22 protein-coding genes are annotated in these 18,616 nt (G+C 67.2%); 9 read left to right on the top strand and 13 right to left on the bottom strand.

What is annotated here, in order from left to right; genetic code table 11:
- Nucleotides 1-140 precede the first annotated feature (140 nt).
- The 5 genes from AB0B64_RS01750 to AB0B64_RS01730 all read right to left on the bottom strand — a co-directional run bounded on the left by AB0B64_RS01750 (nt 141) and on the right by AB0B64_RS01730 (nt 3,370).
- Nucleotides 141-884: a DUF6461 domain-containing protein gene (locus tag AB0B64_RS01750; protein ID WP_358173800.1), complete on the bottom strand. Its 744-nt coding sequence runs from the start codon at nt 882-884 to the stop codon at nt 141-143.
- Nucleotides 885-1,327: 443 nt separating this feature from the next.
- Nucleotides 1,328-1,885: a DinB family protein gene (locus AB0B64_RS01745; protein ID WP_358173797.1), complete on the bottom strand. Its 558-nt coding sequence runs from the start codon at nt 1,883-1,885 to the stop codon at nt 1,328-1,330.
- 447 nt (nt 1,886-2,332) lie between these two features.
- Entirely contained in the window at nt 2,333-2,665 is a 333-nt protein-coding gene (locus tag AB0B64_RS01740; RefSeq protein WP_358173794.1) for a hypothetical protein, read from the bottom strand.
- A gap of 21 nt (nt 2,666-2,686) precedes the next feature.
- On the bottom strand, nt 2,687-2,893 hold the full coding sequence (locus tag AB0B64_RS01735) for a hypothetical protein (protein ID WP_357962527.1): 207 nt from the start codon (nt 2,891-2,893) through the stop codon (nt 2,687-2,689).
- A 69-nt stretch (nt 2,894-2,962) separates the two neighbouring features.
- Nucleotides 2,963-3,370 carry a RidA family protein gene (locus AB0B64_RS01730; protein WP_357962525.1) on the bottom strand — a complete coding sequence of 136 codons (408 nt, stop codon included), beginning with the start codon at nt 3,368-3,370 and terminating at the stop codon, nt 2,963-2,965.
- A 143-nt stretch (nt 3,371-3,513) separates the two neighbouring features.
- Here AB0B64_RS01730 and AB0B64_RS01725 point away from each other — a divergent pair, with 143 nt between their 5' ends.
- A complete protein-coding gene (locus tag AB0B64_RS01725) occupies nt 3,514-3,894 on the top strand; it encodes a helix-turn-helix domain-containing protein (protein ID WP_357962522.1) in 381 nt (126 codons plus the stop codon).
- A gap of 472 nt (nt 3,895-4,366) precedes the next feature.
- On the opposite strand, the gene AB0B64_RS01720 is transcribed toward AB0B64_RS01725, so the two are convergent.
- The 4 genes from AB0B64_RS01720 to AB0B64_RS01705 form a co-directional block, all read right to left on the bottom strand.
- Nucleotides 4,367-4,489 (bottom strand): hypothetical protein, encoded by a 123-nt coding sequence (locus AB0B64_RS01720; protein WP_358173791.1) that lies wholly within the window; start codon nt 4,487-4,489, stop codon nt 4,367-4,369.
- Between the two features lie 406 nt (nt 4,490-4,895).
- Nucleotides 4,896-5,339 (bottom strand): hypothetical protein, encoded by a 444-nt coding sequence (locus AB0B64_RS01715; protein WP_358173788.1) that lies wholly within the window; start codon nt 5,337-5,339, stop codon nt 4,896-4,898.
- A 168-nt stretch (nt 5,340-5,507) separates the two neighbouring features.
- Nucleotides 5,508-7,100: a transposase gene (locus AB0B64_RS01710; RefSeq protein WP_358173785.1), complete on the bottom strand. Its 1,593-nt coding sequence runs from the start codon at nt 7,098-7,100 to the stop codon at nt 5,508-5,510.
- A gap of 530 nt (nt 7,101-7,630) precedes the next feature.
- Complete coding sequence (locus tag AB0B64_RS01705) at nt 7,631-8,227, bottom strand: TetR family transcriptional regulator (RefSeq protein WP_357962672.1); 597 nt, start codon at nt 8,225-8,227, stop codon at nt 7,631-7,633.
- A 130-nt stretch (nt 8,228-8,357) separates the two neighbouring features.
- On the opposite strand from AB0B64_RS01705, the gene AB0B64_RS01700 reads away from it, so the two are divergent.
- The 4 genes from AB0B64_RS01700 to AB0B64_RS01685 all read left to right on the top strand — a co-directional run bounded on the left by AB0B64_RS01700 (nt 8,358) and on the right by AB0B64_RS01685 (nt 11,517).
- Complete coding sequence (locus AB0B64_RS01700) at nt 8,358-9,254, top strand: zinc-binding dehydrogenase (protein WP_358173782.1); 897 nt, start codon at nt 8,358-8,360, stop codon at nt 9,252-9,254.
- Nucleotides 9,255-9,418: 164 nt separating this feature from the next.
- Entirely contained in the window at nt 9,419-10,270 is an 852-nt protein-coding gene (locus AB0B64_RS01695) for an IS5 family transposase (protein WP_358173780.1), read from the top strand.
- 32 nt (nt 10,271-10,302) lie between these two features.
- Nucleotides 10,303-10,689, top strand: a complete 387-nt coding sequence (locus AB0B64_RS01690; protein ID WP_357952195.1) for a VOC family protein — start codon at nt 10,303-10,305, stop codon at nt 10,687-10,689.
- A gap of 150 nt (nt 10,690-10,839) precedes the next feature.
- Nucleotides 10,840-11,517 (top strand): GNAT family protein, encoded by a 678-nt coding sequence (locus tag AB0B64_RS01685; protein WP_357952196.1) that lies wholly within the window; start codon nt 10,840-10,842, stop codon nt 11,515-11,517.
- A gap of 209 nt (nt 11,518-11,726) precedes the next feature.
- Here the strand turns inward: AB0B64_RS01685 and AB0B64_RS01680 are convergent, their stop codons facing one another.
- The 3 genes from AB0B64_RS01680 to AB0B64_RS01670 all read right to left on the bottom strand — a co-directional run bounded on the left by AB0B64_RS01680 (nt 11,727) and on the right by AB0B64_RS01670 (nt 14,130).
- On the bottom strand, nt 11,727-12,392 hold the full coding sequence (locus AB0B64_RS01680) for a response regulator transcription factor (protein WP_357952197.1): 666 nt from the start codon (nt 12,390-12,392) through the stop codon (nt 11,727-11,729).
- A complete protein-coding gene (locus AB0B64_RS01675) occupies nt 12,389-13,537 on the bottom strand; it encodes a histidine kinase (RefSeq protein ID WP_358173777.1) in 1,149 nt (382 codons plus the stop codon). Before AB0B64_RS01675 ends, AB0B64_RS01680 begins: the two co-directional genes overlap by 4 nt.
- A 170-nt stretch (nt 13,538-13,707) precedes the next feature.
- The gene (locus tag AB0B64_RS01670) at nt 13,708-14,130 is read right to left on the bottom strand and encodes a hypothetical protein (RefSeq protein ID WP_357952199.1); all 423 of its coding nucleotides are present in this window, start codon (nt 14,128-14,130) and stop codon (nt 13,708-13,710) included.
- 302 nt (nt 14,131-14,432) lie between these two features.
- On the opposite strand from AB0B64_RS01670, the gene AB0B64_RS01665 reads away from it, so the two are divergent.
- The 4 genes from AB0B64_RS01665 (at nt 14,433) to AB0B64_RS01650 (ending at nt 17,185) form a co-directional block, all read left to right on the top strand.
- Nucleotides 14,433-15,650 (top strand): hypothetical protein, encoded by a 1,218-nt coding sequence (locus AB0B64_RS01665; RefSeq protein WP_357952200.1) that lies wholly within the window; start codon nt 14,433-14,435, stop codon nt 15,648-15,650.
- An 80-nt stretch (nt 15,651-15,730) separates the two neighbouring features.
- The gene (locus AB0B64_RS01660) at nt 15,731-16,297 is read left to right on the top strand and encodes an aldo/keto reductase (protein WP_357952201.1); all 567 of its coding nucleotides are present in this window, start codon (nt 15,731-15,733) and stop codon (nt 16,295-16,297) included.
- On the top strand, nt 16,237-16,704 hold the full coding sequence (locus AB0B64_RS01655; protein ID WP_358173774.1) for an aldo/keto reductase: 468 nt from the start codon (nt 16,237-16,239) through the stop codon (nt 16,702-16,704). Before AB0B64_RS01660 ends, AB0B64_RS01655 begins: the two co-directional genes overlap by 61 nt.
- Nucleotides 16,705-16,789: 85 nt before the next feature.
- A complete protein-coding gene (locus AB0B64_RS01650) occupies nt 16,790-17,185 on the top strand; it encodes a VOC family protein (RefSeq protein ID WP_357952203.1) in 396 nt (131 codons plus the stop codon).
- 8 nt (nt 17,186-17,193) lie between these two features.
- Here the strand turns inward: AB0B64_RS01650 and AB0B64_RS01645 are convergent, their stop codons facing one another.
- Complete coding sequence (locus AB0B64_RS01645) at nt 17,194-18,402, bottom strand: ice-binding family protein (protein ID WP_358173771.1); 1,209 nt, start codon at nt 18,400-18,402, stop codon at nt 17,194-17,196.
- Between the last annotated feature and the right edge of the window lie 214 nt (nt 18,403-18,616).

The following is an 18,616-nucleotide window of genomic DNA, read 5'->3' as shown; positions in this document are numbered from 1 at the left end:
ACGAGGGCGGTGGCGCCTGGAACCGGTACGCCGCTGGAGAGCACGGACAGTCATGGTGAGGCTCGTCTTCACCGAGAACTCGCAACAGTTCAATAGACCAGTTGACCAGTAAACCAGTCAGTACCGGAGGCCCATGGGAGTTAAGCGGCGCCGTGATCAGACTCAGGGCCGCTTACCGCCTTCAGCTGCTCGAGTAAAACACCGAGGCTCTTCCCGGGCTGAGGCTCTTGTGACGGTGGCAGGTCGGCGATCGCGCCCACCAGGAGTGGTCCGTCCAGCAGGTCGGCGGTGAACGTCACGCCGGTGAGGCGGGCCGCCATCGCGAACATCCGCGCGAGGCCGTGCCGGGACAGGTCGTCGTAGCGCTGGTCCCAGTCCTCGTCCGAGCCCTCCTCCAAAGGCAGGCCGAACTCGCGCATGAGGCCGGCGAGCCGGTCGGTGTCGGCACCGGAGCGATGCTCGGGAGAGGTCGGGTCGAAAGCGGTGATCATGATGCCGTCAGCGGCGTAGTGGAAGTAGTCGCAGGCGTAGTCATGTCGTAAGACGGACACCACGTCGGTGCCGGCCGACAGCCGCGCCAGCATCGGGCTGTCCGTCCCCGACCAGCCGCACGGCTCCACCGCCGCGCACCCGTCGCCGGTGGCGACCACTCCGACATAGCCACCGCCGTCACCGCCGTCGGTCGCCACCGTGAAGTCGGAGACCGCCAGCCCCAGCTCGGCGAGGCTCATCTCCGTGCTCGTGCGGGCGCCGAACCGGCGCAGCACCTCGGCCGGGTCGAGCCCGTGCAGCAAGGTCACGCAGTAGATCTCGCCGAGTCGGTTGCCCCGATCGCCGTACGGCGGTTGCAGCCAGCGGAACGGCGTCAGCGCCTCGATTGTCATGTCGCGATCTTGGCAGGCTCTACCGACATAGTCAGGCCCACTTCACCCTTCCGCGCGCACCTGCTGTCCGAGAGCCCGGCTTGTTGCCGCCGACATCACGGAAAGTCACTACCACGGCCCTCGGCATCGAGAACTCGCGATAGTCGAATAGGCGACTCCACCAGTACAAGACTCCGACTGGCTTCAACGGTCGGCGTTGGTCGCATAAAGATCGCAGACGAAGTCGAGGGATTCTTCCGGGTGGCATCGAGGACCTGCTGGCCCGGATCGAGCGACACGAGCAGAGAAGCTGCGCCATCTTGAAGTAGCTGATCAGGGTGGTGGCGTGAGGGTCGTTCGGGGTGCTCGTGCTGGTGGTGGGCGGCAGTCTGAGGTGTAGATGGTCTGGCAGGGTTGGTTTTGCGGGTTCCGAAGCTCGATCGCCGGTTACCGGAAAGTCATATTCAGCGCGGTACGGCTCCGTCCTGCCAGCGGTAGAGGTCGCGCAGCAGGGAAATCTCGGCGCCGTGATGGATCAGCTCCCTGTTGACGTGCAGGACGATGCCCTCCATGGGAAACTGCTCGGGACCCACCGGGGGCGGATTCTCCAGGTCAGCGTCCGAGAGCTCGCGGACCCCCGCGTTCCATCTCCCATACATCTCATCGAGCTGCTTTAGCGCCTCGTCAGCGGTCCCCGCGTAGGCGAATGTCTGGGAGTCGACGTCCTGGCCGCCGAAGTGCCATCCGACCCGATAGCCGAGGCAGGAGACGATGATGTGCGCAAGCCGCCAGGCAATCGTGGTCACCGGAGCCGGCACCGGGGCAGGGGACGCGGAGTCCATCATCCATTCCCCTGAACCTGCCGACATCGGTGTGGCCGACGTGTCACGTGGGCGGATGCTCCAGCAGCCGCGCACCGGCTCCCAGAAGTACTCCTCATCGGCAAGACCGTCCAGCCGCGGCCGCAGATTCTTGTGCCAGTGCCGGTCCAGCTGGTCCGCGAGTCGCTCGCTTCTTGTCATTTCGGCACAGTACAGACAACGGAGACCTGGCTGCGACCCTCGCGGACGCCGTCGCCGGCCGTGGACCGCGAGAGCGTACCGCACCGGGAGATGACGCTGGGGGCCCAGAAGAAGCCGAACCTCCAGCAGCCCGCTGGCTGCGACCACCAGCCTGCCGTACCGAACCCCGCCGCATAACCCCCAAAGGATTGACGAAGTCGATCACTTTAGGGGAGTCGGTGCCCTGCTCGTACAGCGCCCGCGCCAGGCGGGCCATCGAGGCGTAGTCGTCCCGTGACGCCTCCACGCGCAGCCGTTGGAGCGCATCCTCCGTCACTCTGACTCCCTTGGTCAGGGCCGGATCGTACATGATCGAGATCGTTCACACCTCTCACGAGCACCCACCGGTCACTGTCAGGTGACATCCAATCTGGCCATTGATCACGGCGTGACCTCGTGCTGGTCAGTTCATCTGTCACGGACGGCGAGGTGGCTGTGCCATTTGAAGTGGCCATTTTCCGGCAGTGGTAGCGGTTGCCATGTGTGACGCTGTTCGGCCAGGTGGCGTCGTCGGCGGATGCGGTGCTTGCGTCGCAGTTGCTCGACCCACCGGGTGAGCCCGTCTTGTTGTCCCCAGAGAGAGGGCGGGGCGGGCCCCTTACTCGCTGAAGCGGGCTCGTTCATCTGCTGAGCGACGCGCTCAGAGAAGCTGCGAAGCGCTCGCTCGTCCACCATGGCGACGTGGCGGCGCCAGCCCAGGTCGGTGAGGAGTTCGGTGAGCGCGACGGCTTCGGGTGTCAACGATCGAGCGCTACCAGGTGGTCACGTTCGACCCACGACTCGAACCCCACCCGGCGCTCCATCGTGGCCGACCAGTACCAGCCGGGATAGTTCCGCTGCCCGGTGATAGGACGGGAACGAACGGACGGGCAGCGCCTCCTCCAGCGCCACGCTCGCCAGCCGCTCCAACCCCACGAGCTGCTCCACGCCATCGGCAACGACGTAGGCGACCCTGAACTCGCTGATCATATTCCGTGACGTAGCGCTCACAAATCACATCATGGCCACTTCGGTGCTCAGTGAGCGAAGGCCATCTGTTCAGTCGAGGATCGCGGTGGCTTCGATCTCGACCAGGTGGTCGGGGACGTCCAGTGCCGCAACGCCTATCAGCGTGGTCGGCGGGGCCGGGGTGACCCCCAGCTTCGCGGCTGCCCGGGAGATGCCTTCCAGGAGCGGGGGCATCTTGTCGGGGGTCCAGTCGACGACGTAGAAGGTCAGTTTCGCCACGTCGTCGAAGGAGCCGCCGACCTCGGCCAGGGCCTTGCCGATGTTGAGGTAACTCTGCTCGACCTGTGCGGCGAGATCGCCTTCGCCGACCGTGACACCCTCGGCGTCCCAGGCGACCTGTCCGGCGATGAAGATCAGCTTTGACCCGGATGCGATCGACACCTGCCGGTAGACATCGATCTTGGGCAATCCGCTGGGGTTGACAAAGGTGATGGCCATGGTGCCTGTCTCCTCGTTCTGAGCGCCTGTGGGCTCGCGTCCGCGCCGACCACGACACTCTTGCTCTCTTGTGGTTACTCAAGAACTATAAGAGACTGGCTGCTGACGTGGAAGAACGCACTTTTCCGTGACTGGAGAACCTTATGGTGACCAAGCAGTTCACAGGCTCGCCCGAGGACGCAGACCTGGCGCGTGCGGGCTCCTTGGCGCGGGAGATCTTCTCGGACGTGGCCAACAAGTGGGCGTTCCTGATCGTCGAGGGCCTCGGTGATCGCACCCTGCGCTTCAGTGAGCTGCGGAGCGAGGTCGAGGGCATCAGCCACAAGATGCTCACCCAGAACCTGCGCATGCTGGAGCGCAACGGCCTGGTCGAGCGCACCGTGTACCCCACCGTCCCGCCGCGGGTCGAATATACCCTCACTGAGCCGGGCCAGGCTCTGCGAGCGACGGTCGATGGAATGTGCGGCTGGACCCACCGGTACTTCGGTCACATAGAGGCCGCACGCCGTCGCTTCGACGCCTGACTTCTGCGGCCAACTGGGATGCCGAGAGTGGCCAGCTAGCGTGCTCAGTCACATTTGGCCACTTCACCTGACGCTGGCCAACTATCTGGCCACTTTGGCTGGCACGCGGCCAGATGGCGTGTCACCTGACAGTTACCATCATGCAGTAGTCGGCAGGACCCCCCGGAGCCGCACTCCGCCGGCCGCGGCCGCCCGAGCCGGTTCGCCTCAGATCGGACGGTATCCCCGCGACCTGGTCACGGCAGGTGAGTCAGGTGTCCACCCGCGGCATCATTACCTCCAGCGAACCCGATCTCATCTGATCATCTTGGCCACATCTCGGGGGTCAGGGTGTGGCGGAACGGAAACGTACGCTAAGCCCATTCCCGCAGCCACCCTGCATCGGGCACACGCGAGGGATCACAGGCCTGACGGCCTACTGGATGCTCCAGGAGTGCGGATGTGAGGGAACAGGGCAGGCGAAGACGTTCAGCTAACCCCAGCGCCCCACGGTGACCTCGGTCGGCGTGGCGAACCGGTGCGCGGGCAGATCCTGTTCCTCGATCGGCTTCCAGCTGCCGCTGCCGCCGTCCCACTCGCTGCTGTCGATAGTCAACAGTAGGTCCATCGGTGCCGTGCAGGCCCGGCAGTGCATGGGAGACGGGGTCGGTCAGGTGCCACGACGCGAACCCTCCGACGCGCCAGCCGGGCGGAATGGACAGCTCCTGCTGGTAGGTGGGCGCCTCGGGTGCGTCGTCGTCCCCTGTCTCTTCGGCCTCCTCCTCGAGGGCTTCCTCCCAGGCGTCAATCCGGGCGTGCAGGTCCTTGGGCAGCAGACCGGCGAACGGGTAGGTGGCCACTTGTTCCGGGTGCAGCACGCAGGGCTCCGGAACATATCCGTCAAATCCCACGACCGCTGGTCGGGGCGGCGCGGCCAGGACCTCGGCCACCTCGGAGGATCGGCGCCAACGGAGGTCCAGCGACATGCCGCAGCCGGTCGGTCCGTGCCCGTCGAACGGGCATCAGAACACCTGGAGCAGGTCGCACCCGTCCGGTCCCGTCAGCAGGTCGGTAACGTCCCGCCGGTACAGCTGGGCGACACCGATCATCGGCAGCGGATCGGTATCGGCCACCCCCTCAACGCGATGCTTCCGCGCCAACTCCTCCAGGAGTGCCCGTTCCTCCGTCGTGGGACCCGCATCCGGGTCGCGGGCCCAGGCAGCCGCGAGGACTTGTCGCTCCCGATGGATGTCCGCGGGGCGCCGCCCGGTCCCGCGCTTGTGTGGCTTCGTACACACCGGCCATGGCTCGTCCGCCGGCCAAAGAAGGGGGCCGCCCACGGAACTGGACGACACGTCCGGGCTGCCCGGACGAGGGTGCAGCCGGGTAGTCGTACCGCGGTAAGCGGCCAGTTCCGGGAACAACACCTCAACATCGAGCGGGCGCGGCGGCGTGGTCCTCGTCATGGACGCGATCTTAGACAACACCTCAGCTACCGGGAGCCCGCTCCCATTCTCAGGTCAACGGCCCGAACATGACCAAACCCGACCGTCTCCTGGCTCGAGCCCCGGCACCAAATCCCTTTGTCAGCAGGCTCTTAGCTTTGTTTTTAACCTCTGGCCTGGAGGTTCTTCTCAAGCGGCGGATGCTGGTTGATCTTGTTTGCGGGGGACGGGGTGGTGTGGGGCTGGGCCGGAGCGTGATCCTCTGGGGCGTCCTGGGCCGGCCCTGGTGTGTTTGGGAACAGCTGCGGGAGTGCCGAGCAGGTGGTGGATGTTGCGAAACCCACGGCGGACCCGTCCGGGGGTGAGCGGTCGATCCGGGGTAGGTGGTTTCTCCCAGGGGCGGCGCAGGTCCTCGGCCAGGTCGCGGGCGAAGGCGAGCTGGGTGAGGGCGGCCATGATGAGACGGACCCAGCGGTCGGTCTGCTCGGGGGTGCGCAGCTTGGCGGTGATCAGCCCGAGGGTGCCCTTGCTGAACTTGAAGGTGTGCTCTTCGTCGAAGCGGGCCAGGTAGGCCCGCCAGATCTCGCTCAGGGCCAGCACGGTGGGGCCGGCATGCCACAGCCACAGCGTCTGGTGCGGTGTGCGGCCGTCGGGCAGGCGCTCGACCTGGACGCGGATCAGGTTGCCCTTGATGATCGGCAAGTCGCCCTGCCAGTCGGCGAAGTAGGTGCGGCCGCCGTGAACTTTCGGGTGGATGCCCCGCCAGCAGGCGATGCGCACGGTGCCGTACCTGGTGGTGCCGGGGAGAAGGAGTTCCTCATCGGGCTCGGGCTGAGGCTCGTCGACGCATTTGATGCGCTGGCCGAACTTGCCGGGCCGGCCGACCTTGCCCGGCCAGGTCAGCGGATCGCGGTAGTAGACGTTCTTGGCCGGTAAGCGGAGCACGAGGTGGGCGCGCACGCCGGTGAGCGCGGCGGTCAGGGCGGTGGCCGGGTAGCCGGCGTCCAGCACGATGACGGGGATGGGAAGGCCGCCTCCGGCCTGCCCGGTGGCCTCCAGACGGCCGATCAGGGCGCGGACCTGGTCGGTGGTGACCGCCAAGCGGGTGGAGTGGGTGGTGCGGGCCACGTCCACCGGCGCGGTCCACGCCGAGCGCAGCTCGCCGAGCGCGGCGACGAACTGATACTCCCAGCCGGGGATGGTCTTGCGGGTGCCGTCACACCGGCAGGCGTCGTGATAGACATGCCCGCGGTCGGGCGAGCACTCGGCGTCGGGGCGTGGATACGGCGTCCCGTCGATGGCGAACCGCGGCCGGATCCCGCGTGGCAGGCACGCCTCGGTCGTGGCCCGCGCCTGATCGGCCGGCAGCACCGCAAGCGCGTCGGCCAACGCCAGCAGTTCGCTATCTTGATCGGCCCTTTCCTCAACGGCGATTTCGTCGCGGCCCGGCCGTGGTCGGCGGGGCGGGCCGGCCACCGGCAGGAACTCCACGAGGAGATCAGTCAGAGCGTCGGCGTTGATGTTTCCGGCGGCCAGCGCGTCGTACAGCGCGCCATGGCCACGGCGGAACTCCGGCTCCAGCGACAGCTGCACCAGCGACGTTACCGGCTGATCGGCGCACACGATGGCGTCGATCAGTTCAAACAGCGCATCGGCCCGGCTGGTCAGAGCTTCGTACAGCCGTCGGCGGAACGCGGTCAGCCAGCCCAGCGCCAGCGCCCGCCGGATCGAGGCGCGAAAGCGATCTTCATTTGCCGGGCGCGATGAGACACGCGCTGCCACGCCGGGCAGAGCAGGTGCAAGTGTCAACTCCTGCGGTCGATCAGACCGCCGTGCCATCCTGAGCATTGGGCCACCGCCTTCCGAGATCCGTCAGATCCACGGTGAGACGGTGGCCCTCGGTTTGCCGTGCAGGACGACGTCTTTGACGACCGAGCTCTTGAACCGAGCGACCACATGCAGCTTTGACCTGCGGCGATAACGGCCGGTAGCAGCGAAATGCGTAGACACGCCAAGACGCGCCGTAGATGCCTGTGACGTCCATCAGACGGCCTGTCACGACCTTAAGCAGGCCGAACGCCCGTTTCAGAGGTTAAAAACAAAGCTTAGACCGACCGGCAAATGGAGCACTTCAGGCGTCGGGTGGTGGGGCGGTGGTCCCAGCGATAGCGGGTCGTCGAGCGTCGGATGAGCATGCGGAGCGTGACGAAGGCGGCGGCGAGGTATAGGTAGAAGTCCACGGCGCTGCTGCGCTTCTCCCTATGGGTGAGCACGTCCGGGCCCTGTTCGAGGCCGGGTGGCACAGAACGAGCTCATGCCTCCAGGCTGAGGGCGGAGTTCATGGTTGAGCAGGCCCGGCGCAAGAGCGCGGGCAGTTCGCCCGGTGTGCAGTCGGGCAGCCATTCGTCCAGAGCGCAGCGCCAGGTGGCCACGAAGAACTCGATGAGGAGCCGCAGTTCGAGACGGTTTTGTTCGTCAAGTCGGCACGCGATCTCGGCTTGGACTTCGGCGCAGTGCCGCAGCGTGTACCCGTCGAGTGCGGGTGAGTCGGCGATGAGCCGGAGCGTGAGCGGGAAGCGCCGGTACCAGTCCTCGTCCATGCGCTCCAGAGTGGTCAGCATGGCGGCGAGGAAGACATCGGCCAGAGGCCCGGACTTCTGGATGCCGTCCAGGACTTCCAGGTAGGTGTCCCAGAGCTGCTTGACGGCGGTGAGTGCAACGTCCTCCTTGGAGCGGAAGTTGCGGAAGAAGGTCCGCCTGGACACCTCCACCTGCTCCAGCAGCGCGTCCAGCGGAGCGTTGTCGAATCCGCGTTCGCTGAAGAGCGTGATGGCGGTGTCGATCAGTGCCTGGCGAGTATGCAGCTTTTTGCGTTCGCGCAGGCTGGCGGGTTGTTTAACGGTCGTCATCACAATCACTGTACCAAGTACGCCGAGATTACGCATATGCTCTACTAGAGCAAACGCCACACTATGGCATTTTATGAAAGGGAACCTTCCTGTGCGTGCACTCGTCGTGGATCACACCTCACCTGGACACTTGTCACTGACGGACGTCCCTGCCCCGCGACCCGCCGCCCACGAGGTGCTCGTGCGGGTCGAGGCGGTCTCGCTGAACTTCGGTGAGGTCCATGTGGCCACCCGTCCGGAGATGCCGGACGGCACCGTGCTCGGATGGGACGCGGCCGGCGTGGTCGTTCAGGCGGCCGCCGACGGTTCGGGCCCGGCCGAGGGAGAGAGGGTTGTCACCCTTGGAGGGGAGGCCGGCTGGGCCGAGTTGCGCGCCGTACCCGCCGCCCTGCTCGGCACCGCGCCAAAGGACGCCGATCCCGGCGCGTTGAGCACCGTTCCCGTGGCCGGGCTGAGCGCCCTGCACGTGCTACGTCAGATGGGATCGCTGCTCGGTCGCCGCGTGATGGTCACCGGTGCTTCAGGCGGCGTCGGCCGCTACGCCGTCCAGTTGGCCGCCCGCGCCGGCGCGCACGTCGTTGCCATCAGCCGGAGCACCGCTCAGGCGGACGGGCTGCGAGCCCTGGGCGCCCACGAGGTCCACCCCGAGCCGGCCGCCGTGCAGCAGCCCGTCTCGGCCGTTCTTGACAACGTCGGCGGACAGTACCTCGTCGACGCCTTCGCCTCCCTGTCGGCCGGCGGCAGCCTCATCAGCGTAGGCCGATCCTCCGAGGCCGATGCGGTGCTGTCACCGGATGCCCTGCTGGGCGACGGAGGACGGCACGGCCGGTCGATCCGCACCTTCTTCCTCTTCGGCGACCCCACCACCGACTTCTCTGCGGATCTGACCTGGCTGGCTGGAGAGATCGCCGCAGGCAGCCTCGATCCGGGCATCAGCTGGCGCGGCCCCTGGACTCGCCACTCCGAGGCAGTCAAGGTTCTGCTCGACCGTCGCCTCCACGGCAAAGCCGTCCTCGATCTCAAGTAACCGGCTGGCGCGACGCCGTCACAACCTTCCTCCGTGCCGTACGACGCTGATGGAGGTCAAAGACGGGGCTGCGACCGACGGGCGAATGGTGGTGCCGGGTACGAGACAGGCACGGGCTTGAATGATCATGGAGTTCTCTACGCTCAGTGATCACTGGAGGGCCCGTGCCTGCTGTGCCATCTTGCCTGCTCGCCCCCCTGTGGGACCAGTTCGCCGCCCTGCTACCCGCGCGCGATGACTATGCGCCGACCCACCCGCTGGGCTGCCACCGTCGCCGGGTCCCGGACCGAATCGTCTTCGAGCACATCGTGCAGGCCCTGGTCCACGGCACTGGATACGAGCGGATCGCCAGTTCGGGCTGCTCGGACCGAACCATTCGACGCCGCGTCAAGCTCTGGTCGCAGATGGGCATATCAGAGCAGATCCACGCCCTGGCGCTGCAAGCGTACGATCGCATGATCGGCCTCCAACTGGCTGAGATCTCTGTGGACGGATGCATCACGAAAGCTCCATCGGGCGGCGAGAAAGCTGGACGCTCCCCGGTCGACCGAGGCAAACAGGGACTGAAGCGATCGTTAGCCTCCGACGCGGCCGGGGTCCCTTTGGGAATTGTCTCCGCAGGCGCCAACCGGCATGACTCACCACTGCTCGACCCCACCCTCGAAGCAACGAAAGCCCAGGTAGGAGCACTCCCCGAGCAAGTGAACGTCAATCTCGACCGGGGCTACGACAGCGCCAGGACCCGTGCCTTGCTCGACGAGTTCGGCTTCACCGGCGAGATAGCCCGCAAGGGCGTGCCCGCACCGATCCAGGCCGGCAAACGGTGGGTGGTTGAGCGGTGCCACTCGTGGATGAACGGCTACGGCAAGCTGCGGCGCTGCACCGAGAAGAGCAGCAGCGTCGTGGACTTCTACCTATACCTCGCCGCCGCCTTCGTCACGCTCCGCATGCTCATCCGACGCTCGACGACCCGCTATCGCTGGGACCACCGCCCCACCACCCGACGCCTGAAGTGATCCATTTGCCGGTCGGTCTTAGCATGATCACCATGCATCGCAGTCGTGTCTACGCCCTCCTGATAGACACCCCCACGCCGGAGGCTGAGGCAGCGGCCGCCTTCTGGGCCGCGGCGCTGGGGGCCACGGCTCGCCCGCTGCCTTCCGAGGAGCAGTTCATCTCGCTGCACGGCGCCTTGCCCGAGCCTGGCCCGCTCGTGGCCGTGCAGGCGGTCGACGACGCTCCCCGTTTCCATGTGGACATCGAGACCGACGACGTCGAGGCGGAGACCCGGCGACTGATCGCCCTGGGCGCGAGTGAGGTGGCGCGGTGGCAGGAGTGCCGCACCCTGCGCGTCCCCGGCGGTCATCTCATGTGCGTGCTTCCCGTGGAGAGCGACCGCGCGGTGTTCGAGTCCGAGGCCAAGACCTGGCCCTAAGTCTGCCGCTGGTAGACCAGGCGGGTGGGGGCCGGCGTGGGGGTCTCGGACTGTCGATGGCCTGTAACAGTGCACGAGGCGAACGACGTGCTCAGGGCCAGGCCGAATATGTGATGCGCGCCGTGCCGGTCGGCCCGTACGGTTGCGCCCATGCCGACGACTGGCTCGCCTCTGTCCGCGTATCCCCCGCTGAACGTGCAGGTGCACACACCTCGGCTGTCCTTGCTCGGGGCGACAGATGAGCTCCTAGAACGCCTGGTCCCGACGGTGCGCAAGGGCGTGGCCGTCAAGCCCCCGTGGCCCTTCGACGATCCGATGTCCCTCTATGCGGACAGCCCGGAGCGCGAGTGGGGCTGGCTGCGGGCGGTGTGGCGGGGCCGGGGCCAGGTCAGCGAGAGCTTGTGGCGTCTGTACTTCGTCGTAGTCGTCGACGGCGAACCGGTGGGCATGCAGGATCTGATCGGCCGCGACTTCGCCGCGTTCGGTACGGTCACCACATTCTCCTGGCTCAGCCCGGACGTTCGGGGCGGCGGCCTGGGCAAGGAGATGCGGCAGGCGGTGCTGCAGCTGGCTTTCGACGGGCTCGGCGCCAGTGAGGCGGGCAGCGATGCCTTCGTCGACAACCACGCCTCGAACCGCGTTTCGCAGGCACTGGGTTACGTGCCGAACGGCGTCGACTGGGACACCCGGCGCGGCGAGCCGGCAGAGATCAAGCGGTGGCGGCTGACCCGGGAGCAGTGGATCAAGCGGCGGCGCGACGACATCGAACTCGTCGCCGTCGGCGACTGCCTGCCAGTCCTCGGGATTGACCTACCACCAGTTGACTGACCAACAAACCTTCCAGGGAGGGTGTCCATTACGCCGACAGCCCTGAACACGCGATAGAGCTGACAGGTCTGTGGCGGTAGATCACGACTGAATGTAGAGCCTGGTTCTGGGGTTCAAGGGCGGCGCTCCTGCCGAATCGTTTCGGAGCCAAACAGTCTGTGGGCCGCATTTTCTGGCGCTCTTGTCGGCAGCGTCGGCATCGCCCGGTGTCACGCGCCGGGCCGTATCAGGCCGCTCTCGTAGGCCAGGATGACCAGCTGGACTCTGTCGCGTACGTTCAGCTTGGCGATGGCCCTGGTGATGTGGGTCTTGGCGGTGAGTGGACTGATGACGAGCCGCTCGGCGATCTCGTTGTTGGAAAGGCCGAGCGCCACGAGCTTGACCGTCTCCAGTTCCCGGACGGTAAGGGCGGCCAATCGCTGCCCCGCGCTGGGCGTGAGGTCCTGCCGGTGGGCGAACTGCTCGATGACGCGGCGGGTCACGCCCGGAGACAGGAGCGCGTCTCCGTCGGCGACGGCGGCGACCGCCCGGCGCAGTTCGGCGGGTTCGACCTCTTTGGTGAGGAAGCCGCTGGCGCCGGCGCGCAGGGCGGCGAAGACGTGTTCGTCGGTGTCGAACGTCGTGAGGATGATGACGCGACAGCTCAGAGTGGTCGAGCCGGTGATGATGCGGCGCGTGGCGGTGATCCCATCGGTGCCGGGCATGCGGATGTCCATGAGGATCACGTCGGGGCGGGTGCTCGCGGCCAGCCGTACGGCTTCGTCGCCGTCCTGGGCTTCGCCGACGACCGTGATGTCCCGGGAGCGGGCCAGCAGGCTGCGGAAGCCGGCCCGTACGAGTGCCTGGTCGTCGGCGAGGAGCACCTTGATCGTCATGCCGTCGAGCCTGCCACAGGGATGTCGGCCCGCACGGCGAAGCCGCCGCCGGCGATCGGTCCTGCGGTGAGCGCGCCCCCGAGTGCGCTCACTCGCTCGCGCATACCGGCCAGGCCATGGCCTTCGGTGGCCTCGGCGCCGCCTGGGGCGCTGCGGCCGTCGTCGGTGATCTCGACGGTGATCGAGCGGGGCTGGTAGCCGATCGTCACCTCGGCCTTGCTCGCTCCCGCGTGCTTGAGCGCGTTGGCCAGGGACTCCTGGACGACGCGGTAAAGGGCGATGGCGAGAACGGCAGGGATGGCCGCGCGGTCGCCGTGCTCGTCGAGGGTCACCTCGAGCCCGGCGGCGCGGGCGTCGGCGATGAGAGTGTCCAAGGAGGCCAGATCCGCCTGCGGCGCGGTGTCAGCGGGGTTGTCGCGCAGGACCGCGACGAGGGAGCGGAGGTCGGTCATCGCCCGGTTCCTGACGTCCTTCGCCAGGCGTAGCGCGGCGGCGGCCGCGGTCGGATCCTCCTGGAGAGTGTCGGCGGCGACATTGAGCTGAACGCCGACGACGGCCAGCGTGTGCGCGATGATGTCGTGTACCTCGTGCGAGACGCGCAGCCGTTCCTCGGCGGCACGAGCACGGCTGTCGGTTTCGCGCAGCCGCTCGCGCCAGCGCATCGCGGCAGCGTAGGCGAGGCCCGCAGCGATGAGGATCGCCAGGAGCAGGCCTTCCCCCGCGACGTGTAAGACGTAGCGGGTCGGGTTCGTGTCCAGCGCCCAGCGGAAGTCGACCGCAGAGTAGACCAGCTGGGCCAGGCCGATGGCAGCCACCCAGCGCACGCGTGGCGTGGTTGCGGCGGTGAAGTAGGCGACCGCGGCCGGCCAGATCCAACCGGCGGGAGACCAATGTCCGGTGAGGTGATAGGCGAAGATCCCGCCGATCGACAGCAGCAGCACGGTCATCGGCCAGCGGTGTCTGACCAGCAGGAGCGCTCCAAGAAGCAGAGCGAGGGGGTACGTGCCCTGCCGGGGGGTGTGCACCCCGGCGGCGAGGGCTACGGCGATGAAGAAGACCAGCGTGAGGGTAGCGAGCGCAATGTCGGTGATCCGGGCGAGGTGCCGGACAGGAGCGGGTTCGCGTAGTGGGGGCGGTTCGGCCATGCGAAGGCCCTTTCTCGAGGGGCGAGGGGTGTAACGCCGGGCCGGGGCGAACCAGGACGGCGTCGCCCAGGTGACCGCCTAGGTGACGCCGTCGGCATGTTCGGCTTCCGGAGTCGCGCGGACGGCGGACTCAAGGGCCGCGGAAGCTCTTGATCTGTTTACCAGCCGGATCAGACGTGGGTGACCAGGAGGGTCACGCCTGCCTCGTCGCCACAGTCGACGAAAACGGGACCGACGCCATTACCGATGGTGGGGGCGAGGGTCGCCTTCACCACGAATCCCTGCGGGTTGTCGTCAATGATGCGGATGTTCTGCAGCAGCGGGCGCTCTCTGTTGATCCCGGCGAGCACCGCCTTGAGCTCTTTGCCGCCGCCGCAGTTGCCGGTGATCGTCACCTCCTGGCCTCGCTTGGTGGTCGGATTGGGGCTGACCTGAAGCACCGCCCTGGCGCCCTTCGGCGGCTTCGGCGCGGCCATCGCAGCGGTGGCCTGACTGGCCGTGCCAGCCTGGGCACCAGCCGGCACGCCGACCAATCCCAGCAAACCGGCCGTCAAGCTCAGCCCGGCGATCGCAGTGATCACTTTCTTGCTCATGGCGATTCCTCCAGTTCTCATCCGGCTATCTCGACGAGAAACGGTAGGGCGGACCGCAGCGGGAGTGCGTCGTCCGTTGATCGTCATTTGACCTTGCACCGTTCGCTGTATGAGCTACACCAAAGGGAGTAGGTATCAGGCATGAAATGCCCGGTGACCTGTGGACGGACATGAAGTTCCGCTGCCTATCGATAATGGACGCGCCAGTGGAGCACCCCTAGGGCCCCTATGGTTTCTCCAGGGCCCCCTATGCATTCCCTAGGCCATGGGCGCCGCTGACCGGCGATGGTACGAAATCGTTCGTGACCAAGAGAAAAATATTATCCCTGACATCCAGCAGAATTCTCGGTGCGGTCGCGCTCACCGCGAGCCTGACGACCGCGAGCCTGGCGACCGCGGCCCCGGCGGGCGCGACACTCGCGCCGGTCTGGGACCAGCTGTCCTTTCCCTACGGGTACGTCGAATCCGAGAAGCAACTCAAGGAACTCAACGATGTCGCCGCGCTGAGCGGCACCCAAGCTTGGGCTGTGGGGCAGGTGCGGATGGAGGGCTGGCCGAACCCGCCGGCGGGTGCGGTCTGCCCCGATCTGTTCCGCTGGAACGGTCAGAACTGGGTGGACGACCGGCCGGATATCAACTGCCGGGGCGCGCTGACCTCGGTGTCGGCCGCCGCGGCGAACGACGTGTGGGCCACCGGTTCGACCATCGCCTACCACTGGAACGGTACGGCCTGGACCCTCACTCCGTACCCGACCGAACAGAACAACCCTTTCTACCTTGATGATGTCGCCGCGGTGGGCGGCACCGCCTTCGCGGTCGGCAGGTCCTACCAGTCAAGCAGTGAGGTTTCCACGGCGGGTGTGATCCGCTGGAGCGGCACCGCCTGGCAGAAGATGAGCCTCCCGCCGCTCGCGGGCAACACCGACCTGAGCGCGGTGCATGCTCTGGCACCGGACGACGTCTGGGCGGTCGGCACCACCAACCGCTACGGGCCGAGCACCGATGCGCACACCCTGGTGCTGCACTGGGACGGCCACACCTGGTCCCGGCTGCCGGATCCGCCGAAGGAAGCGCTGGTCGAGACCGCTCTGGACGCGGTGGCCGCGCGGTCCGGCGAGGTGTGGGCGGCCGGTCAGCGGACCACCTACGAGGCCAACGGCATTTCGGTCAAGAAGCGCGAGGCGTTCGCCATGCGTTGGAACGGTAGCGCGTGGACGGTGACGCCGACCCCGGCGATCACCGGCTGGTACGGATCCTCCATCACCTCGCTGGCCTGGAACGGCACCGAGGTGTGGGCCGGAGGCAGCGGGCAGGACGACGCCACCGCGCGCAGCGTCGGTGTGCTGCTGCGCTGGAACGGCACCGCCTGGCAGCAGGCGCCGAAGCCGCCGCTGCTCGACGACTACCGGATCAAGCAGCTCGGCGCTGTGCCGGGCGGCGGCCTGTGGGCCACCGGCTACGGCACCCGGGAGACCGACGAGCACGCCAAGGGCCAGTTCCTGGCCCGGGTCACCGGCTAAACCTTCCTCCTTGCGATGGAGTGGGTGATGTGCGCGAGCCGACCGCTGCGCCATCGCATTGTGGGGGCCGACCGCCTGGCTTGGGAGCGGGCCTGGAGGGGGCCAGGGCGATCTTCGAGTCGTTCGTGTCGGCCGGCGGGACCACCTTCGACGTCTCGAACATCTACCAAGACGGTGAGGCAGAGACCGTTCTGGGCGACCTGTTGGGTCGCGAGCGCGACGACTACGTTGTGATCGCCAAATACAGCGGGAGCAGGAGCGTCCAGGTCCGCCCCGGCACCACAGGCAACAGCCGCAAGACCATGATCCGGTCCCTGGAGGAGACCCTGCGACGGTTGAAGACCGACTACGTTGACGTCTTCATGCCGCACTTCCCCGACGGCGTTATCCCGATCTCGGAGATCCTGGGCGGCTTCGAGGACCTGATTCGAGCGGGCAAGATCCGCTACGGTGGCCTGCCGAACTTCCCGGCCTGGCGGGTCGCCGGCGCCGCTGTCAGGTCGGAGCTGAACGGAGACAGGTCGCTGGTCGGCATCCAGACCGAGTACAGCCTGGCTGAGCGCTCTGGGAGCGGGAACTCATCCCGATGGCCCAAGCACATGGGCTGGGCGTCGTTCTCTATTCCCCGCTGGCAGGCGGTCTGCTGACCGGGAAATACCGCCACGGCGAGCAGGGGCGACTCAGCGCACGGGCCGCGGTCGACGGTACTGTCGGCGAGGGCGGTGAGCAGCGCACCGCTGTGCTCGACGCGGTCCTTGCCGTGGCCGCTGAGATTGGTACCGGCCCAGTCCATGTCGCACTGGCCTGGCTGCGTCAGCGCGCTGCGCGGGCCCAGACCTCGATGATCCCCATCGTTGGGCCTCGCACCCCGGCCCACTTGGCAGGATACCTCGACGCGCTGGATGTCGAGCTCGACCCACACCACTACCAGCTGTTGGATGAGGTCAGCGCGATCAGGTTCGGTGCCCCCCACGAAGACGTGGCCGGCGCGCTAGCCCACGGCGTCGACGGGGACCGGAGTCTCTTCGACGACCCGCTCATCCCGGTGATCTGAAACACCGGCCCAACCGCCCGCCACGGCTGATCCCGCCTCATGCCCGTTGACCCCTGCCTCACTTTCGGTCTCGTCTGGACTGCCTTTGCCCCTCGCCGGCATCGCCGTCATCAACCTCGAATGCCCTGACCCGATCTCCCTGGCCCGCTTCTGGGCACACATGCTCAGCGGCGAGATAACGGTCGAGACACCGGGATTCTGCGCGGTCAAGGTCGGGACGCTCCACCTCGGTGCAGTCCGTGTCGAGGACGACCAGCCACCGACCTGGCAGTCCAATGATCGCTCACAGCAGATCCACCTCGACCTCACTGTCGATGACCTCGACACCGCCGAGCACGAGGCGGTCCGATCATCTACGCATGCTCCTCATCGGCGGCGGACTCGACCACCCTCACCGGAAGTGTCCGTCAGCGCGGCGTGGCTACTCGGCACGCATGCCCACCTGGGCGCACGGCTCGCCGCCCACCCCATCAAGCTGTGACGAAGGCACTAGGCGGCCGAGTGGGTGATGGCGCCGGTGTAGGTCCCGGCGACGACATCGGCCGGCAAGGCCACGGTGATCGTCGGGTTCCAGGTGGCGGAGTTGTTCCCCGCGCCGTCGGCGGCGGAGAAGGCGATACGCGCGGAGCCGAGGCCGCCGGCCGTTCCGGGAGTGAATGTCGCGCTACCGGTCGTGTTGATGGCCGGGCCCGGGGAGTAGTTGACGGATCTCTTCGCGATGGTCTCGGGGGCGGTGGCGCCGCCAGTGGTGAAGTCCGTGGAGTCGACGGTCGCGGTCCAGGCGGCGTTCGGGTCACCGCGGGTGTCGGTCACGGTGATCTCGCCGAGCGGGCCCGACACGTTGGCGGCGCCGGCTGCTGCGGAACCCGGGTCCGCGCTGCCGGGCACGTTGATGGACAGTGCGCCGGTGGACCGGCTGATGGCGTTGGTGTCCAGGGTGACGGCGCCGTTGCGGGCCAGGACGCGACCGTTCACGTTCACGCCGGTGGTCACGGTGATCGAGGTCAGCGCGAGGACGTTCCCGGCCAGGCTGGAGCCGGTACCCAGCGTGGCCGAGCTGCCGACCTGCCAGATGACGTTGGCGGCCTTGGCGCCGCCGGTGAGGATCACCGCGCTGGAGGAGGCGGTGATAAGGGTGGAGGCCGCCTGGAAGATGAAGACCGCGTCCGGGTCTCCCTGCGCGTCGAGGGTCAGGTTTCCGGTGATCCCGAAGGTGCCCGCGGCGGAGTTGTAGACCCCTGGTTTCACGGTGGTCCCGCCGAGCTCTGTCCCGATGGTGGTGGCGGGAGTACGAGAGGCGGCGTCGTTGTAGGCGGCGGTCAGGTCGACCTGGGCGTGGGCGGCGGCGGTGTCGGCCACGTGGATGGCACCGCCGACCACGGTGCCGGGCGGGAAACCGGTGACCGACGTGCCCGGGCTCAGCCCGAGGTCGCCGGTGATGACGGTCTCGCCGGTGTTGGTGACGGTGCTGGCACCCAGAACCGCGAAGTTCGCGGCGCTGCCGAGCCCCACCGGCTTGTCCGGGGTGCACGCCCTGGCTTGCGCGGTAAGGAGCATGGTCACGACGGGAATGAGCGCGAAACCGGCCGCCAGCCGGGAAGAGCCAGGAAAGCCGATCTGTGCCGGGGCGGCCACACCGGTGGTCGCGAAGGTCGAACCCCTGGCATATCGCAGCATTGCCGAGACAAGTCTGTTCATACGTCCCTCACCTATGGACGGAGTTGCGGATAGTGATCTTGTAGTCCCCACATCGGCCCGGTGCGGGGGTGGCGTGCTCTGTGGATGACAAGACTTCTTTCCTTGATCACTGACACGGGATACAAGACAGCCGGGGTTCACCGGGATCAGCCCGAACCTTGGGATGGCTATGGCGCCGAATTTCGCTGTCAGCCCGTGACGCACGATTCACGTC

The organism is Nonomuraea sp. NPDC049129 (genome assembly GCF_040648495.1).
Lineage (GTDB): Bacteria > Actinomycetota > Actinomycetes > Streptosporangiales > Streptosporangiaceae > Nonomuraea.
This window is presented reverse-complemented; position numbering and strand designations above follow the sequence as displayed.

Excerpts from the sequence above, each read along its gene's own strand:
- AB0B64_RS01750 (WP_358173800.1), bottom strand. The coding sequence starts at position 884 with ATGACAATCGAGGCGCTGACGCCGTTCCGCTGGCTGCAACCGCCGTAC.
- AB0B64_RS01745 (WP_358173797.1), bottom strand. The coding sequence starts at position 1,885 with ATGACAAGAAGCGAGCGACTCGCGGACCAGCTGGACCGGCACTGGCAC.
- AB0B64_RS01735 (WP_357962527.1), bottom strand. The coding sequence starts at position 2,893 with ATGATCAGCGAGTTCAGGGTCGCCTACGTCGTTGCCGATGGCGTGGAG.
- AB0B64_RS01730 (WP_357962525.1), bottom strand. The coding sequence starts at position 3,370 with ATGGCCATCACCTTTGTCAACCCCAGCGGATTGCCCAAGATCGATGTC.
- AB0B64_RS01725 (WP_357962522.1), top strand. The coding sequence starts at position 3,514 with ATGGTGACCAAGCAGTTCACAGGCTCGCCCGAGGACGCAGACCTGGCG.
- AB0B64_RS01715 (WP_358173788.1), bottom strand. The coding sequence starts at position 5,339 with ATGACGAGGACCACGCCGCCGCGCCCGCTCGATGTTGAGGTGTTGTTC.
- AB0B64_RS01705 (WP_357962672.1), bottom strand. The coding sequence starts at position 8,227 with ATGACGACCGTTAAACAACCCGCCAGCCTGCGCGAACGCAAAAAGCTG.
- AB0B64_RS01690 (WP_357952195.1), top strand. The coding sequence starts at position 10,303 with ATGCATCGCAGTCGTGTCTACGCCCTCCTGATAGACACCCCCACGCCG.
- AB0B64_RS01685 (WP_357952196.1), top strand. The coding sequence starts at position 10,840 with ATGCCGACGACTGGCTCGCCTCTGTCCGCGTATCCCCCGCTGAACGTG.
- AB0B64_RS01680 (WP_357952197.1), bottom strand. The coding sequence starts at position 12,392 with ATGACGATCAAGGTGCTCCTCGCCGACGACCAGGCACTCGTACGGGCC.
- AB0B64_RS01675 (WP_358173777.1), bottom strand. The coding sequence starts at position 13,537 with ATGGCCGAACCGCCCCCACTACGCGAACCCGCTCCTGTCCGGCACCTC.
- AB0B64_RS01670 (WP_357952199.1), bottom strand. The coding sequence starts at position 14,130 with ATGAGCAAGAAAGTGATCACTGCGATCGCCGGGCTGAGCTTGACGGCC.
- AB0B64_RS01655 (WP_358173774.1), top strand. The coding sequence starts at position 16,237 with ATGGCCCAAGCACATGGGCTGGGCGTCGTTCTCTATTCCCCGCTGGCA.
- AB0B64_RS01645 (WP_358173771.1), bottom strand. The coding sequence starts at position 18,402 with ATGAACAGACTTGTCTCGGCAATGCTGCGATATGCCAGGGGTTCGACC.